Raw genomic sequence first — 14769 nt, 5'->3', positions numbered from 1 at the left:
ACTTCGGGAGCCCCATGTCCACCTCGCAGCGACCCTCGGGTCACGGCTCGGAGCTCGAGCTCGTGCGGTTGAGCGACGCGCCCCTGAGGCTCGTGGAGGCTCTGTACACAGAGCTCCTGCAGACGACGTTCCCTCCCGACGAGCTGGAACCTCTGGAAGCGCTGCTGGGGGCCCTCGGCGAGACGACCGACGGCGTGCTGGCGCACAGGGACGGGCGGGTCGCCGGCGGCTTGGTCTACGACCACTACGTCGACGGCACGGTCCAGCTGCTCGCCTATCTCGTGGTCGATCCGTCTGCGCGGGGGCACGGACTCGGTTCGCTGCTGCTGCGCCGTGGGCTGGGCCAGTCCACTAGCCGGCTCGTCCTGGGAGAGATCGAGGACCCACGGCACTGGCCGACGACGGCGGTGAGCGACCCCGCTGCCCGCCTGCGGTTCTGGGCGCGGAGCGGGTGCAGGCTCCTGGCCCTGCCGTATGTGCAGCCGTCGCTCGACGCGACCGCGCGACGCGTGCGTCACCTCCTGCTCATCGTCGTGCCCCCGCAGGGCAACCCGCTCCCGGAAGCCGTCCCCGGGGACCTTGTCGGGCGTTTCCTTCGTGAGTACTTCACGGCCTCAGAGGGGTCGTTCGACCCGGACGACGACGAGCTCGCGCCCCTTCTCCGGTCGTGCGACGTCGAGTCGTTGAGGCTCTGGCCGCTCGACCACCTGGAGGTTGTGGACTGAGCCCGTGGCGTCGGCCAGCTGCCTCAGGCGTCGCAGCTCTCGATGTGGAGGATGACCGACCTGTCGGGGTCCAGCGCCGGCATCTCCAGCCCGACGGCGCGCAGCACCCGACCGGGCAGCTCCACCCCGTCGACGACCCAGGCCGGCTGAGCACCCGAGAGCGGCTCGGCGCCGTCGGGGGCGACGACGCGGACCCGGTGTCGCCGGGCGTCATCGAGACCGGGAAGGGCGATCCGACCGAGCGGCCACGTGCGCGGGCGTTCGGTCAGCGACAGCGCGAACAGGGCCTCGGACCCGTCCGCCGCGACCACGCCGTCAAGCCGGGCAGCGGGCTCGGCGAGGTCCGCGTGCACCGAGACCCCGCCGTGCAGCAGCTCACGGTGCCTCTTGTGGAACGCGATCCAGGCCGCGACGTCGGCCCTCGTCCGCTCGTCCTCGGCCAGCAGGTTGAGCTCGACACCCAGGTTGCCCCAGAGCGCCTTCTCGCCACGGTACGAGAGCGGGTGCTGGCGGTGCGTGGTGTGCGAGTGCTCGGCGCCGATGTGCGTGCCCTGGTACTCCGGCGGCACCAGGAGCCCGGTCCAGCGCTGGATCTCGGCCCGCTCGTGCGGGTCGTTGCAGTCCGAGGGCCACACGCGCTGGGTGCGGGCGAGCACCCCGAGGTCGATGCGCCCGCCGCCCGACGCGCACGACTCGATCTCCAGCCCCGGGTGGCGGCGGTGCAGCTCGTCCATGATCCGGTAGGCCGCGAGCGTCTGCTCACGGAAGCCGGGGCGGCCCGACGGTGAGTGCCCGGCGTCGAGCAGGTACCGGTTGTGGTCCCACTTGATGTAGGCGATGCCGAGCTCCTTGACCAGCGCCGACATCGCCTCCAGCACGTACGACTCCGCCTCGGGGTGCCCCAGGTCGAGCACATGCTGGTAGCGCGACGGCAGCCCCGCCCCGTGACCCGCGTCGAAGAGCCAGTCCGGGTGCTCGCGCGCCAGGTCGGAGTCGAGGTTGACCATCTCGGGCTCGAACCAGAGGCCGAAGTCCATGCCCAGCTCGCGGACGCGATCGGCGAGCGGGGCGAGCCCGGCCGGCCACCGCTCCGGGTCGATCGTCCAGTCCCCCAGGGACGTCGTGTCGTCCCGCCGTCCCACGAACCAGCCGTCGTCGACGACGAACCGCTCAACCCCGGCAGCGGCTCCGCGCTCCGCGAGCGCCACGAGCGTCGCGGGGTCGTGCTCGAAGTAGACGGCCTCCCACGTGTTCAGGATGACGGGCCGCGGGCTGCGCGGGGCCCCCGCCGAGGCCCGCAGGTGGCGGTGGAACCGCGCGGCGAGCTCGTCGAGGCCGTCTCCCCAGGACCCGTACTGCCATGGCGTCGCGTACTCGTCGTCCCGGCCCAGCACGACCTCGCCCGGCACGAGCATCTCGGACGCCACGAGACGCCGCGTGTCCGCCGGCGTGCGCTCGGCTCCGAGCGTCTGGTTCCCGCTCCACGCGAGGTGGGTGGCCCAGACGCGACCCGACCGGAAGCCGAACCCACGCTCCCCCGCCAGCACCAGCGTCGTGTGCTCGAGGCCGGGCTTGCCGCCGCGCGAGGTGCGCACCCACTCGCCGACGTCGAAGGCGCGCCGCTGCGGGACGCGCTCGAGCGACCAGCGGCCGGTGAGGTCCATGACCTCGTCGGCGGCCTGCGGGACGGGAAGGGCGAGCTCGATCGCACCGACACGCAGCGGTGCGGGCTCGCGGTTGCGCAGCACCGCACGCTGACGGACGAGCCCGCTCGCGTGGAGCACCTCCAGCTCGATCTCGAGCTCGAGCCCGTACGGCTCGTCGACGGCGCGCACGGTCAGCGTCCTCGCCTCCGCCGTCTCCGCCGTGAAGGCCGACGCCACGAGGAACCGGGCGGCCCACTGCGTGCCGTCTCGGTCCGCGACGATCCCGGGACGTCCCAGCCACCCCTCGGGGACCTGCGCGAGCACCGGGACCGGCTGGGGGTAGGTGACGGAGCTGTCCCCGATGCCCGGCATCGCGGCGGCGGCGATGGTCGTGAGGTCAGCGTCGGAGAGCGTGCCGAGGTCCTCACCCCAGTGCAGCACCCGCGGCAGCCGCGCGTCGGAGAGCTGGACGACGACGCTGGTGCCGCCCGCACGCAGGTGGACGACGTCGCCCACCGGCTCGGTCGTCAGGGCAGCAGCGGGGTTCCGGCCCGCCGACGTCGTGAGGTCGGGCGTGTGCGTCTTCATCGACTCCTCGATCTGTTGTGCCTCGTCGCGCGGGACCACCCACCGTGGCGCCCCGGTGCGACGAAGGCCCAGCCTAGAGGGCGACGATCGCGCCGCACATGGCCGCAACCACTGGGGAACCTGGACAATCCGACGGCTGGTGCCGATACTCGGGCCGTGCTCATACCTGATGGCTTCCCCGGCCAGCGCCTGCTCGTCCTCCCGCGCCCGCTGGTGCGCGAGGTGCGGCAGCTGACGGGCACGCCGCAGCTCATCGTGACCGACTGCGGCTACTTCCCCCGCGCCCACTCGCACGGGTTCCGCCGCACGACCCCGGTCGACGAGGTGGTGGTGATCGCGTGCGTCGACGGCGCGGGCTGGTGCGAGACGGAGGCCGGCAGGTTCCCCGTGGCGCGGGGGCAGGTCATCGTGCTGCCGCCCGGCCGCCCCCACGCGTACGGCGCGGACGCGGACGACCCGTGGACGCTGTGGTGGTTCCACGCCTCGGGCCCCGAGCTCGACGCGTTCCTGGACCGTGCGGGGATGACCGTTCGCGCACCCGTGCGCCGGCCGCACGACCCGCACCGGGTCGCGGCCCTGCTGGCCGAGGTCCTGGGGTGGGCCGAGCGCGACACCACGCTGCCCAGCCTGCTGGCCGCGTCGGGCGCCGCCTGGCACGCGCTCACGCACCTGGCGGCGAGCCGCACGGTGGCAGACGACTCGGACGCCCTCATCGAGCAGAGCGTGCAGTACCTGCGCGAGCACCTCGCCGAGCCGCTGAGCGTCACGGGGCTGGCGTCGTCGGTCGCGTTGAGCACCTCGCACTTCAGCGCGCTGTTCAAGCGTCACACCGGACAGTCGGTGCTCCGCTACCTGACGATGCTGCGCATGGCGCGCGCCCGCGAGCTGCTCCACATCACCACGTGGACCGTGGCCGCCGTGGCCGCCGAGGTCGGCTATCCCGACCCGTTCTACTTCGCGCGGCAGTTCAAGAAGGTCCACGGCGTCAGCCCGCGTGAGTACCGGGGCCTGAGCGACTGACCCGCGTCAGACGTCGAACGCCGCCACGAGCCGGTCCATCAGCGCCTCGCGCCCGAGCTCGCGGACCTGGGCCTCCGGATGCGTGTCGTACCAGGCGACGATCCGGCGCGCGCCCTCGGCGAACGACACGGTCGAGCCGTGCTGCGGCACGAGCGAGCGCACCTTCGAGCTGTCGAACACCGATGAGTGCGCCCGGTCCCCCAGCAGCACCTCGCCCCAGCCGGCGTCGTGCGTGGCGATCACCTCGGAGGGCACCGCGACGTAGCGCGGCACCGCCCCGGCGGCCACGGCGACGGCGTCGAACGCCTGCCGCCAGCTGATGGCCTCGTCGCTCGTGATGTGGAAGGCCTCGCCGTGCGTGCGCGGGTCTCCGAGCAGCCGCACGAACGTCGCGGCGAAGTCGTCGGCGTAGGACAGGGCGCACAGCGGGCGCCCGCCGTCCGGCAGGACGACCGGCCGGCCCTCTCGCATCCTCTGGACCACGGTCCACCCGCTGTCCATCGGGAAGAGCGTGCGGTCGTAGGTGTGCGAGGGCCGCACGACGGTGACCGGGGTGCCGCGCTCCCGGTACTCGTGGACGAGCACGTCCTCGCACGCGATCTTGTCGCGGGCGTAGGCGAAGTAGGGGTTGCGCAGCGGGGTCGACTCGCGGATCGGGAGGATGGCCGCGGGCTTCTGGTAGGCGGCCGTCGTGCTGATGAGCACGTACTGCCCAGAGCGCCCGGCGAAGAGCGCGAGGCTCGTGCGCACGTGTTCCGGCGAGAAGGCGACGAAGTCGGCGACGACGTCGAAGCGCTCCTCGCCGATCGCCCGCCTGACCGACGCCGGGTCACGGACGTCGCCCTGGTGCACGACGACGCCGCCGGGCGGCTCTCGGTGCGAGCCGCTGCCACGGTGGAGGACGTGCACCTCGTGGTCGAGCGCGAGCGAGGCGCGGACGCAGGCGGACGAGATGACGCCCGTGCCACCGATGTAGAGGACGCGAAGAGACACCAGACCCCGATCGCAGAGCCAGGCGGCGGGCCGTCGGTGGACGGCCCGCCGCACACGAAGGACAGGTCAGCCCTGGGCGAGGATCCGCTCGGTCTCCGTCGCCATCTGGTCGAAGATCTCGTCGCCGGCCGAGAAGTTCCAGTACTTCTCCCACAGCGGCTTGAGCGTGGCGTCGAGCTCGCCGCCGCGCTGGAAGACCGGCGTGGTGAACACGTCACCGTCGTCGACGAGCTTGACCAGCGGGGCGACGTCGATGTCCTTCGCCTTGAGCGCGTCAGCGGTGACCTGCATCGACTCCGCGATCGACGGGAAGAACGTCCCGTCCTTCCCGGCCACGCTCTGGCAGGCGGTCGAGCCCAGGTACGAGACCCACTTCCAGGCCTCCTCCGGGTGCTTGGTCCCGGCCCAGATCGAGTCGCCGTTCGAGTTCACGAGCGACTTGCGCGCGCCGTCCTTCCCGATCACCGTCGGGGCGAACCCGATGTTGACGCCGTCGAGGCTGGTCAGGGCGCCGAGGTTGGCCGTGTGGCTACCCGCCATGGCGATCTTGCCGGAGCCCAGCCAGTCGGCGATCTCCGTGGTGAAGGCGCCGTTCGCGGGGCTGAAGCCGTCGGAGCTCAGGCTGCGGATCCAGTCCATCGCCGCCTTGAACTCGGGGTCGTCGTACTGGAAGCGGGTGGGCCAGTTGGGCTTGTCGCCCAGCGTCCATCCCATGGTCGACGTGAACCCGCTCCAGGAGTCCTGGTCGTTGTTGCCCTGCAGACCCATCGGCATGAGGCCGTAGACGGCCACCGAGTCCTTGTTGAAGCCCGGCTGGTCGCCGTGCACGCCGGCGGTGTCGACGGTGAGCTTCTTGACGATCTCGCCGAACGTGCCGGAGCCGTCGGGCGCCCAGGTCATGTTCTGCATGTCCTCGTCGGTCAGGCCGGCCGCCAACACGTCGTCCTCGTTGTAGTACCAGACCTCGGTGGCCCAGTCCTTCGGGAGGCCGTAGTGCTTGCCGTCCGTGTAGGTCCACGTGTCGACGCCGACGGCGAACCGGTCGAGGTCGAAGTCCGAGGCCTTCATCAGGTCGTCGAGCGGGAGGAGCTGCCCCTGCGAGACGTACTCCGGGAAGTAGTTCGCGTGGTTCATGAACGTGTCCGGCGCGTCCCCGGCCACGAAACCGGCCGTGATCTTCGTCCAGTAGTCGTTCCAGTTGTAGTACGAGACCGTGACGTCGATGCCCGGGTTCGCGGCGTTGAAGTCGTCGGCGCACTTCTGGTACGAGACCGACTGCGCCTGGTCCCAGGTCCACCACTGGATCGGGACGGCGCCACCGGCGTCGCTGGCACTTCCCGAGGAGCTGCAGGCCGTCAGCGGGGCCAGCAACGACACCGTTGCCGTGACGACGGCGACCTTGGTGGCGGTCGAGCGGTTGATCATTCTCTTTCCTTCGGTCGGAGAGACAGGAGAGATCGGAAGGGGTCAGCGGACTCCGGAGAACCCGATGGAGTTGACGATCCGGCGGCCGAAGACCATGAAGATCAGGAACATCGGCAGCGCGGCGATGAGCGCGGCTGCCATGAGTCCTGCCCAGTCGGTGGCCGTGCCCGGCGCGGACTGGCGGAACACGGCCAGCGCCAGGGTCAGCGGCCGCACCTCGTCGCCCGAGGTCGAGACGAGCAGCGGCCAGAAGTAGTCGTTCCAGGCACCGATGAAGCCGAGGATGAGGAGCGTCACGATGGGGCCCTGCGCCATCGGCATGATCACGCGGAACATGACGCGCAGCCGGCCGGCGCCGTCGATGATCGCCGCCTCCTCGACCTCACGGCTGATGCCGAGGAAGAACTGCCTCAGGAAGAAGATGTTGAAGGCCGAGAAGAACGCGCCCGGCAGGATGAGCCCGGCGAACGTGTTGACGAGCCCGAGGTTCTTGACGAGGACGAAGTTCGGCAGGAGCGTCATGATGCCGGGCACCATGAGGGCCACGATCAGCACGGAGAAGACGAGGTTGCGTCCCGGCCACTCGAGCCGGGAGAACGCGTAGGCGGCGAGCGTCGAGAACAGCACCACGAGCACCGTGGAGGTCACCGCGTAGATGATCGAGTTGCGCATGTAGATGCCGATGTCGAACCCAGCCACGTTGCCGCCCTGCGCCTGCGCCTCGGCGAGCGACGCGAGGCCCAGCACACGCCGGAACGCCTGCACGGTGAAGCCCACCGGGAGCAGCGAGCTGGGGTCCGTGGCGAGCGCCTTGTTGTTCGAGAGCGCGGTGCGCAGGATCCAGTAGAACGGGAAGACCGTGACGAGCAGGACGAACCCGAGGTAGGTCCAGCCCGCGATGCGGCCGAGGCCGGCCCGGCGGCGGCGCACGGAGACGTCTGCGGTGGTCATGCGACCCCCTCCGAGTCCGACTCGTTGATGCGCGAGATGCGCATCTGGACGAATGTGATGACGAGCATGATGAGGAAGAGCCCGAGCGAGAGGGCCGAGGCGTACCCGAAGTCGAACTGCCCGAACGCCTTGCTGTAGATGTAGTTCTGCAGCACGTTGGTCGAGTTCTCGGGGCCGCCCTTGGTGGTCACCTGCACCAGGTCGAAGATCTGGAAGCAGTTGATGATCGTCAGGATCACGACCATGGCGAGCACGGGGCGCAGCATCGGGATCGTGATGCGGAAGAACATCTGCACCTCGCTCGCACCGTCCAGCCGCGCGGCCTCGTAGACCTGGTGCGGTAGCGCCTGCAGGCCCACGAACAGCAGGATCGTGGTGTACCCGAGGCCCTTCCAGATCGTCACCGCGGCCAGCGAGGGCACCGCCCACTGCGGGTCCGTGAAGAACTGGATGCGCGGGATCCCGACGGCCTGGAACAGCTCGTTGGCGATGCCCAGCTGCGAGTCGAGCATCCAGGTCCAGATCACGCCCGCCACGATGTTGGACACCAGGAACGGGATGATCACGAGGCTGCGGATCGTGGTGGACGCCGTCAGGCGGTGCAGCACGACGGCGGTCACGAGCCCGAGCACGATGACGCCGCCCGCCGAGAGCAGCACGTAGTAGATGGTCACGCGCAGGGAGTTCCAGAAGACCTCGTCGTCCATCATGCGCGCGAAGTTCGCCCCGCCGATCCAGTGCGCGTCGCCGAGCACGCGGAAGTCGGTGAAGCTCAGGTAGATGCCTCGCAGCGTGGGGTACGCCGCGAAGACGAGGAAGCCGAGCAGCGCCGGCGCCACGAGGAGCCACGCGAGCGGGGCGTCGCCGCGGTGCGCGGCGGCGACGGAACGGCGGGTGGAACGACGGGTGCGCTGGGCGACAGCGGCGGTGCGCGCTCGGTGAGCGGGGGCGACGTCAACGGCCACGGGGGTGGGCCTCCGTCCGGTTCAGCAGCTCAGGTCGTCGAGCTGGGTGTTCGTCGGTGAACATTTCACAAACGTAGGTCGTGGATTTCCGCGAGAACAGGCAGCATTCCATGGGATACCTAGACAAAACGATGACATGGACCGACGTGCGGTCAGAGCGCGCCGATGCGCCAGCCGGCGCCGACGGCCTGCCACGGGTCGACCGCGAGCAGGCCGACCCCGGAGTTTAGGGCGTCGGGTTGGCACGTCATGGGCTCGATGGCGAGCGCCGAGCGACGCACCCCGTCCACCGGATGGTCGGCGCTGTAGAGCTGCACGAAGGCGCACCGCGCGTCCCAGGTGATCTGCGTCCCGCCTCCGCGCGGGTCACGCAGCCGGGCGCTGACCGTGCCGTCGGCAGCCGGCCGCAGGCCCGTGAAGCAGTGGTTGAGCACGGTGTCCCCCACGGTCCGCGGCGCCCGGAAGTCGAGCTCCGGGGCGTCGTCCACGTGGACCGTGCGCTCGGGAAGCATGCGGTCCGGCGACGGCACGAGCGCCTCCGCGGCGTCGAGCTCGAGCGTCCACCCGTCGAGAGACGAGTCGGAGCTCGGCCCGGCCACCAGGTAGGGGTGCCCGCCGATGCCGACGGGCGCCGTGCGGTCCGACTGGTTCTCGACCTCGACCTCCTGACGCAGACCGTCCTCGGCCAGCGTGAACGTCACCGTCACGCCGAGTCGCCACGGGTAGCCGGGCCTGGGCGCGAGCGTGCCGCGCAGCTCCAGGCCGTGCTCGACCGGCTCCCCCGGGGTGAACGGCGACCAGGCCAGCAGCCCGTGGGTGGCGGTGCGCGTCTCGGGCTCGTCGACCGGAAGCCGGTGCGTCTCGCCCGCGAAGGTGTACGCGCCGTCGGCCGTGCGGTTGGGCCACGGCACGAGCAGGGCGCCGCGCATCGCGGGCCGCAGCCGGTCGGCGGAGAACCCGGCCACCAGCTCGCGGCCGCCCGCGCTGAGGGTGCGCAGCGTGGCTCCTACGGCGGCGACCTCGGCCCGGTACCCGAACCCCTCCAGGACGTACTGCTCCCCGCTGAGCGGGACCTGTCCCATCGCGTCAGTCCTCCGGCGTCTCGCGCGCGAAGAGCAGCAGCTCCGGCAGGCTCGTGGCGAAGTAGTCGGTGACGCCGTCGTCATGGCGCGCGACCGGCGGGGTGAACGGCGACCGTGCCTCGCCGAGCGACGCCGGCGGGTCGGTGCGCGGCAGGCCGAGCGCCTCGTGGGCGGCGTCCCACACTGCGAGCGCCTGTCCCTCGCCGCCCTCCCACGGGTGGAAGGGGCGCTCGGTGAGGATCCGCAGCGCGGCGGCGGCCTCGCCGGACTCCACGAGGAGGCCGAGGTAGGCGATGGTCAGGTCGTCGCGCGTGAGCACGAGGTCGACGACGCGGCGCAGACGGGCGAGGCGTTCGGCGCCGGTGTGACCGAGGCGCAGCGCGAGCTGGTCCTGCTCGTGACGCAGCCGGGCGTCGTCCGGGGCGACGGCGACGGCGTGCTCGTAGAGGGCCCAGGCGCGGTCGTCGTCGTGGCGCACGTTGTAGGCGGCGAGCGCGGCGTTGCGCAGCAGCACCGGGTCCTCGAGCCCGGCCGTGATCGCGCGGTCCCAGTCATGCGCGGCCGCGGTGCGGCGCCCGTGGGCGTAGAGCAGCATGCCGCGCAGGTGGAGCGCGACGGCGTCAGCAGGGTCGGCGACGACGGCGGCGTCGAGCGCGTCGAGGGCGTCGAGACCGGCGGGGAAGGCCCGGCGCAGGTCCTGCGTCCGGGCGGTCGCGCGCTCGCGCGCGGCGGCGTCGTGCTGCCCGAGGCGGTCGTGGAGCGCGGCGGCGAGGTAGTGCGCGAGCGGCGCCCAGGCGCAGGCGGCTCCTCCGCCGGGCGCCGCGGCCCGGGCGAGGACGGCGAACGCGGCGTCGCCCGCGCCCGCCTCGCGCAGGTCGAGCGCGGCGTCGACGAGCCGGCCGGCGTCGGCGGCGACGGGCCTGCCGGCGACGACGCGCAGGGTCGTGTCGAGCGGGTCCTCCGCCAGCGCCGCCTCGAGGACCGCGTGGGCGGCGGCGTCCTGGCCGAGCCGCTGCAGCACGAGCGCGCGCAGCGCGGGCCGGCGGGCGTCCCGGCCGGCCACCGCGTCGACGTCGTCGAGCACGCGCAGCGCGGCACGCAGCCGGCCGCGACGCGCGTACGAGCGGGCCAGCTCGAGCCCGGCCGGTGCCGCCCACGTGGCGTCCCAGCCCGCCTTGCCCCAGGCCTGCTCGGCCTCGACGTCCCGGCCGAGGCGGGCGAGCGCCAGCCCGCGCAGGTAGAACGCCTCGGCGTCCAGGGGGTTGGCGTTCCAGCGCGTCAGGCGGCGCAGCGCGGCGTCGGCGTGCTCGAGCGCCTCGGCGTACCGGCCGGCGCGGAGGAGCCGGTCGCCGAGCGCGAGGTGCGTGGGGGCGTGGCCGGGGTCGCGGTCGAGGGCGGCGTGCCAGTACGGCAGCGGAGACCGGGTGGGATGGCGGTACTGGCTCAGGTGGAGACCGGTGAGGTAGAGCGCCTCGGCCGAGTCGAGGCCCGCCGGGGACGGCGGTTCCTCGGCGACCCACGGCTCCTCGTCCGGCACGGCGACCGGCTGCCAGCCGACCAGCAGGCGGCCGGTGGCGTCGCGCAGCTCGACGCGCAGCCCGGCGCCCGCGGCGTCGGCGTCCAGGTCGGCGTCGAGCGCGAAGGGCACCCCCGGGACCAGGTCGGCCTGCTGGGCCGCGACCGCGGTCTCGTCGCGCAGGATCGTCAGGACGGCGCGGGGTTGCGGGGCGGTCACCGCGACGACGGCGCGGGTGCGCTCCCCACGGTCGACGTGGACCGCGGCATCGACGGTGGCCTGGTGCGCCACACCCATCGCGGGGATCGGGTACCAATACTGGCTGAAGGTCTTGGTCTCGCCGGGCAGGAGCCAGCTGAAGTCGGGCTGGTTGTCGGTGTAGACGCCGGCCATGAGCTCGACGTAGGGCCCGTCGCCGTCGGTGAGCTGCGCGTCCCAGGCGTGGCCGAAGGGCGCGTCGCCCCACGTCCACTGCTTCTTCCCGGGCGAGATACGGCGCTCGGCCCAGTGCACGAACCCGGCGCCCGCGGTGTGGTCGTACCCGCCGAAGAAGTCCTCCTGCGAGTCCACGATCATGTACGACGTCGGCACGGGGATGTTGCGGTACCAGTCGATGCGGTCCGCGCCCGGGGTCTCGTCCGCGCGGGCCGGGTAGTCGACCCCGTAGTACGGACGGTCCGCCGACGGGAAGGCCGTGAGCGCACGCCGGGCGTGGTCGGCCACGTAGCGCACGTCCTCGGGGAAGAACGACTGGTAGCCCTCGTGCACGCGCGCTGCCACGTTGGCCCACCACAGGAACGACTGCCGCTGCGAGGTGCGGTTGTGCAGGCGCACCACGAGCTCGACCACCGCGCGGTCGGGGTGCAGCCGCACGCCGTGGTGCGCGGACATCCGTGAGAACGGGTCGTGGTCGTGGCACCACACCGTCACCGAGCCGTCCACGCCGTGCTCGATCGAGGTCTCGACCGGCAGGTACGTGGCCGGGCGGTGGTGCTGGGGCCAGTTGAGCTCGACGCCGCCGCTGATCCAGGGGCCCGCGAGCCCCACGAGCGCGGGCTTGATGACGTTGTTGCGGTAGAAGAAGTCGTAGCCGGTCGACTTGTCGTACCCGACGTGGATGCGGCCACCGAGTTCCGGGAGCACCACGAGACGCACGTACCGGTTCTCCAGGTGGACGGCCTGCCAGTCCCGCTCGACACCGACGTCGGAGACGCTCTCCACGAACGGCAGGGGGTACACCTTGCCGCTCGAGCCCTGGTAGACGCGCTGGTCGAGGTACATGGGGTACGGGCTCGGCTCGCCCGCCTCGTAGGTCAGGATGCGCAGCGGCTCGTCCCAGGCCACCGCCTCGCCACGGTCCAGCCGGGCGGCCAGGTCCGCCGGCGCGTCGGGCAGGACGATCCGCGGACCGGTGCCGCCGTGATGCTGTGCGGGCTGGTCCGCTCGCTCGGGCAGGGCGGAGACGGTGGGCGAGGTGGTCATCGGCGACGTCCTTGTTCGTGGAGGCAACACGACGCACGGGGCGGCGGCGCCCTCGTGGTCCACCTCGAAGGTATGGCCGCAGGTCGCCGGCGTGTATAGCCGGAACGCGGACGGTGCTGGACGAAACGACGATCACGGACGCATGCCGCGGATCGTCGGATCGTCCAGGTCTCACGTGGGTGTCTGCATTCCGGCTCCGCTCCTCCCCCGCGTTGGCTGAGGGAGCCTCGTGACCGTCCGGCGGGGTACCGACGACGACGTTGGAGAACGTATGAGAACGCACCACCGCTGGGAGGCGGTCACCGCCTCTCTCCTGACCGCCGGAGCGCTGACGCTCTCGGCAGGTGCCGCGCACGCGGCCCCGGTCCGCGGCACCACCGACGGTGCCGCCGTGAGCAGCAGTCCCAGCCCCACCCCCTACCAGGGCTGGAACACGTACTTCGGCCTCGGCGGCGACTTCGACCAGGACGAGGTGCTCGACGTCGCCGACTACCTGGTCTCGTCCGGCCTCGCCGACGCCGGGTACGACATCGTGTGGCTCGACGGCGGCTGGCAGGCCGACGTCTCGCGCGGCGACGACGGGCTGCTCCAGGGCGATCCCGCCCGCTTCCCCGGCGGCATGAAGGCGCTCGCCGACGCCATCCACGCCAAGGGCCTGCGCGCCGGCATCTACACCGACGCGGGCCCCTACATCCCCGGGACGTGCGGCCTGGGCAGCTACGGCAGCTACCAGACGGACGCCGACACGTTCGCCGCCTGGGGCTACGACGCCGTCAAGGTCGACTTCCTGTGCGGCATCACCGCAGACCTCGACCCGAAGACCGTCTTCACCGCGTTCTCCACCGCGCTGCGGAACAACTCGTCGCACCGGCCGATGATCGTCAACCTCTGCAACCCGGTGACCTCGCCCGACTGGGGCGACTACCCCGAGTCGCAGCAGTCGACGAGCACGTGGTCGTACGCCTCCGACATCGCCGAGTCGTGGCGCACCTACACCGACGTCGGCTTCGTCGGCGATATCAAGATCAAGGACGCCTTCCGCAACTTCGACGCCAACGCCCGCCACCCCGAGGTGGCCGGCCCCGGCCACTTCTCCGACCCCGACTACCTGGGCCCGGGCCTCGGCATGACGGACGAGCAGTTCCGCACGCAGATGACGCTGTGGGCCATCGCGGCCGCGCCGCTCGTCATCGGCAGCGACCCGCGCACGCTCTCCGACGAGGCGCTCGCGATCCTCACCGACGACGACGTCCTCGCCGTCGACCAGGACCCGCTCGGCGTCCAGGGCACGCGCGTCGGCGACGCCGCGACCACCGAGGCGTGGGCCAAGCCGCTCGCCGACGGCTCCGTCGCCGTCGCCCTGGTCAACCGTGGCGACTCGGCCGCCGAGGTCTCGACGACGGCCGCTGAGCTGGGCCTCACCGGGGACCGCTTCACGGTCCTCGACACGTGATCCGACGCCGTCACCGAGTCGGCGGGCACGCTCCGGGCCGCCGTCCCCGCCCAGGGCGCCGCCCTGCTGCGCGTCTCCCCCGCCACCGGCAAGCCGGCCGCGCCGCGCCTCGTCGCGTCGGCCCCGGAGGTCGTCGCGATCGACGGAGAGCCCGTCGCGGCGTCGACGGACGTGCTGGTCTCGGCCGGCCAGTCCGTGCGGGTGCGCGTGACGCTCCACGACGACGGCACGACGCCGGTCCGCAGGCCGTCCCTCGCGCTCGCCCTTCCCGAGGGCTGGCGCTCGACCGTGGACACCGGCCCGCGGATGATCACGCCCGGCACGGCCGCCACGGTCGACGCCACGGTGACGGTCGGCGCCGATGCCACGACCGGCCCGGTGCTCGTCTCCGCCGAGGCATCGTTCGTGCCCACGGGATCGCGCGACGTCGTGACCGTGCCGGGTGCGCCGTCGGTCCTCACGGTGGCGCCGGCACCGCCCACCGGCGCAGGCGTGGCGCTCTCGCACGAGCCGTGGGTCTCGGCGACCTCGGGCTGGATGCAGCCGGCGGTCGACGAGAGCGTCGGCGGCGGCAACCCGCTCCAGGTCGCCGGCACCGTCCACGCCACGGGCCTCGGCGTCGCCAGCCCGTCGGCCGTGCGGTACCACCTGGGCGGCGTCTGCACGCGCCTGACCGGTGCCGTCGGCATCGACGACGTCGTCGGCTCGGTCGGCCCCGACGGCGGCACCTCGACGTTCGACGTCGTGGGCGACGGCCGCACGCTGTGGTCCAGCGGCGTCGTGACGCGGGGAGCGGCCTCGCCGTTCGACCTGGACGTCACCGGCGTCCGCGACCTACGGCTCGTCGTCGGCGACGCGGGCGACGGAGGCTACAACGACCGCGCCGACTGGCTGTCGCTGACCACCGACTGCGCCTGACCCAC

Annotated in this window: 11 protein-coding genes; 4 read left to right on the top strand and 7 right to left on the bottom strand. The window is 72.3% G+C overall.

Annotated features, from left to right (window positions below; translation table 11 throughout):
• Positions 1–14: 14 nt before the first annotated feature.
• Positions 15–725 carry a GNAT family N-acetyltransferase gene (locus ET471_RS12550; RefSeq protein WP_129188794.1) on the top strand — a complete coding sequence of 237 codons (711 nt, stop codon included), beginning with the start codon at positions 15–17 and terminating at the stop codon, positions 723–725.
• Positions 726–748: 23 nt separating this feature from the next.
• Here ET471_RS12550 and ET471_RS12545 read toward each other — a convergent pair whose 3' ends face one another.
• On the bottom strand, positions 749–2959 hold the full coding sequence (locus ET471_RS12545; RefSeq protein WP_207207265.1) for an alpha-galactosidase: 2211 nt from the start codon (positions 2957–2959) through the stop codon (positions 749–751).
• Positions 2960–3115: 156 nt separating this feature from the next.
• On the opposite strand from ET471_RS12545, the gene ET471_RS12540 reads away from it, so the two are divergent.
• Positions 3116–3979 carry an AraC family transcriptional regulator gene (locus ET471_RS12540; protein ID WP_129188792.1) on the top strand — a complete coding sequence of 288 codons (864 nt, stop codon included), beginning with the start codon at positions 3116–3118 and terminating at the stop codon, positions 3977–3979.
• 6 nt (positions 3980–3985) lie between these two features.
• Here the strand turns inward: ET471_RS12540 and ET471_RS12535 are convergent, their stop codons facing one another.
• From ET471_RS12535 to ET471_RS12510, 6 genes are all read right to left on the bottom strand, one after another.
• The gene (locus ET471_RS12535) at positions 3986–4972 is read right to left on the bottom strand and encodes an NAD-dependent epimerase/dehydratase family protein (RefSeq protein ID WP_342586037.1); all 987 of its coding nucleotides are present in this window, start codon (positions 4970–4972) and stop codon (positions 3986–3988) included.
• A gap of 66 nt (positions 4973–5038) precedes the next feature.
• Complete coding sequence (locus tag ET471_RS12530) at positions 5039–6397, bottom strand: ABC transporter substrate-binding protein (RefSeq protein WP_129188790.1); 1359 nt, start codon at positions 6395–6397, stop codon at positions 5039–5041.
• Positions 6398–6439: 42 nt separating this feature from the next.
• Entirely contained in the window at positions 6440–7348 is a 909-nt protein-coding gene (locus ET471_RS12525) for a carbohydrate ABC transporter permease (protein WP_129188788.1), read from the bottom strand.
• Entirely contained in the window at positions 7345–8313 is a 969-nt protein-coding gene (locus ET471_RS12520) for a carbohydrate ABC transporter permease (protein WP_129188786.1), read from the bottom strand. The genes ET471_RS12525 and ET471_RS12520 overlap by 4 nt, the downstream gene beginning before the upstream one ends.
• Before the next feature lie 152 nt (positions 8314–8465).
• Positions 8466–9395, bottom strand: a complete 930-nt coding sequence (locus ET471_RS12515; protein WP_165350486.1) for an aldose 1-epimerase family protein — start codon at positions 9393–9395, stop codon at positions 8466–8468.
• A 4-nt stretch (positions 9396–9399) separates the two neighbouring features.
• The gene (locus ET471_RS12510) at positions 9400–12393 is read right to left on the bottom strand and encodes a DUF5107 domain-containing protein (RefSeq protein ID WP_129188782.1); all 2994 of its coding nucleotides are present in this window, start codon (positions 12391–12393) and stop codon (positions 9400–9402) included.
• Between the two features lie 271 nt (positions 12394–12664).
• Here ET471_RS12510 and ET471_RS18220 point away from each other — a divergent pair, with 271 nt between their 5' ends.
• Together ET471_RS18220 and ET471_RS18215 are read left to right on the top strand one after the other, a co-directional pair.
• The gene (locus tag ET471_RS18220; protein ID WP_207207264.1) at positions 12665–13846 is read left to right on the top strand and encodes a glycoside hydrolase family 27 protein; all 1182 of its coding nucleotides are present in this window, start codon (positions 12665–12667) and stop codon (positions 13844–13846) included.
• Positions 13847–14017: 171 nt separating this feature from the next.
• Positions 14018–14764 carry an NPCBM/NEW2 domain-containing protein gene (locus ET471_RS18215; RefSeq protein ID WP_207207263.1) on the top strand — a complete coding sequence of 249 codons (747 nt, stop codon included), beginning with the start codon at positions 14018–14020 and terminating at the stop codon, positions 14762–14764.
• Positions 14765–14769 lie beyond the last annotated feature (5 nt).

Origin of the sequence: Xylanimonas protaetiae, assembly GCF_004135385.1 — a bacterium.
Lineage (GTDB): Bacteria > Actinomycetota > Actinomycetes > Actinomycetales > Cellulomonadaceae > Xylanimonas > Xylanimonas protaetiae.
This window is presented reverse-complemented; position numbering and strand designations above follow the sequence as displayed.

Bases quoted from the DNA above. Each gene is read 5' to 3' on its own strand.
- ET471_RS12530 (WP_129188790.1), bottom strand. From the start codon at position 6,397: ATGATCAACCGCTCGACCGCCACCAAGGTCGCCGTCGTCACGGCAACG.
- ET471_RS18220 (WP_207207264.1), top strand. From the start codon at position 12,665: ATGAGAACGCACCACCGCTGGGAGGCGGTCACCGCCTCTCTCCTGACC.
- ET471_RS12515 (WP_165350486.1), bottom strand. From the start codon at position 9,395: ATGGGACAGGTCCCGCTCAGCGGGGAGCAGTACGTCCTGGAGGGGTTC.
- ET471_RS12510 (WP_129188782.1), bottom strand. From the start codon at position 12,393: ATGACCACCTCGCCCACCGTCTCCGCCCTGCCCGAGCGAGCGGACCAG.
- ET471_RS12550 (WP_129188794.1), top strand. From the start codon at position 15: ATGTCCACCTCGCAGCGACCCTCGGGTCACGGCTCGGAGCTCGAGCTC.
- ET471_RS12545 (WP_207207265.1), bottom strand. From the start codon at position 2,959: ATGAAGACGCACACGCCCGACCTCACGACGTCGGCGGGCCGGAACCCC.
- ET471_RS12525 (WP_129188788.1), bottom strand. From the start codon at position 7,348: ATGACCACCGCAGACGTCTCCGTGCGCCGCCGCCGGGCCGGCCTCGGC.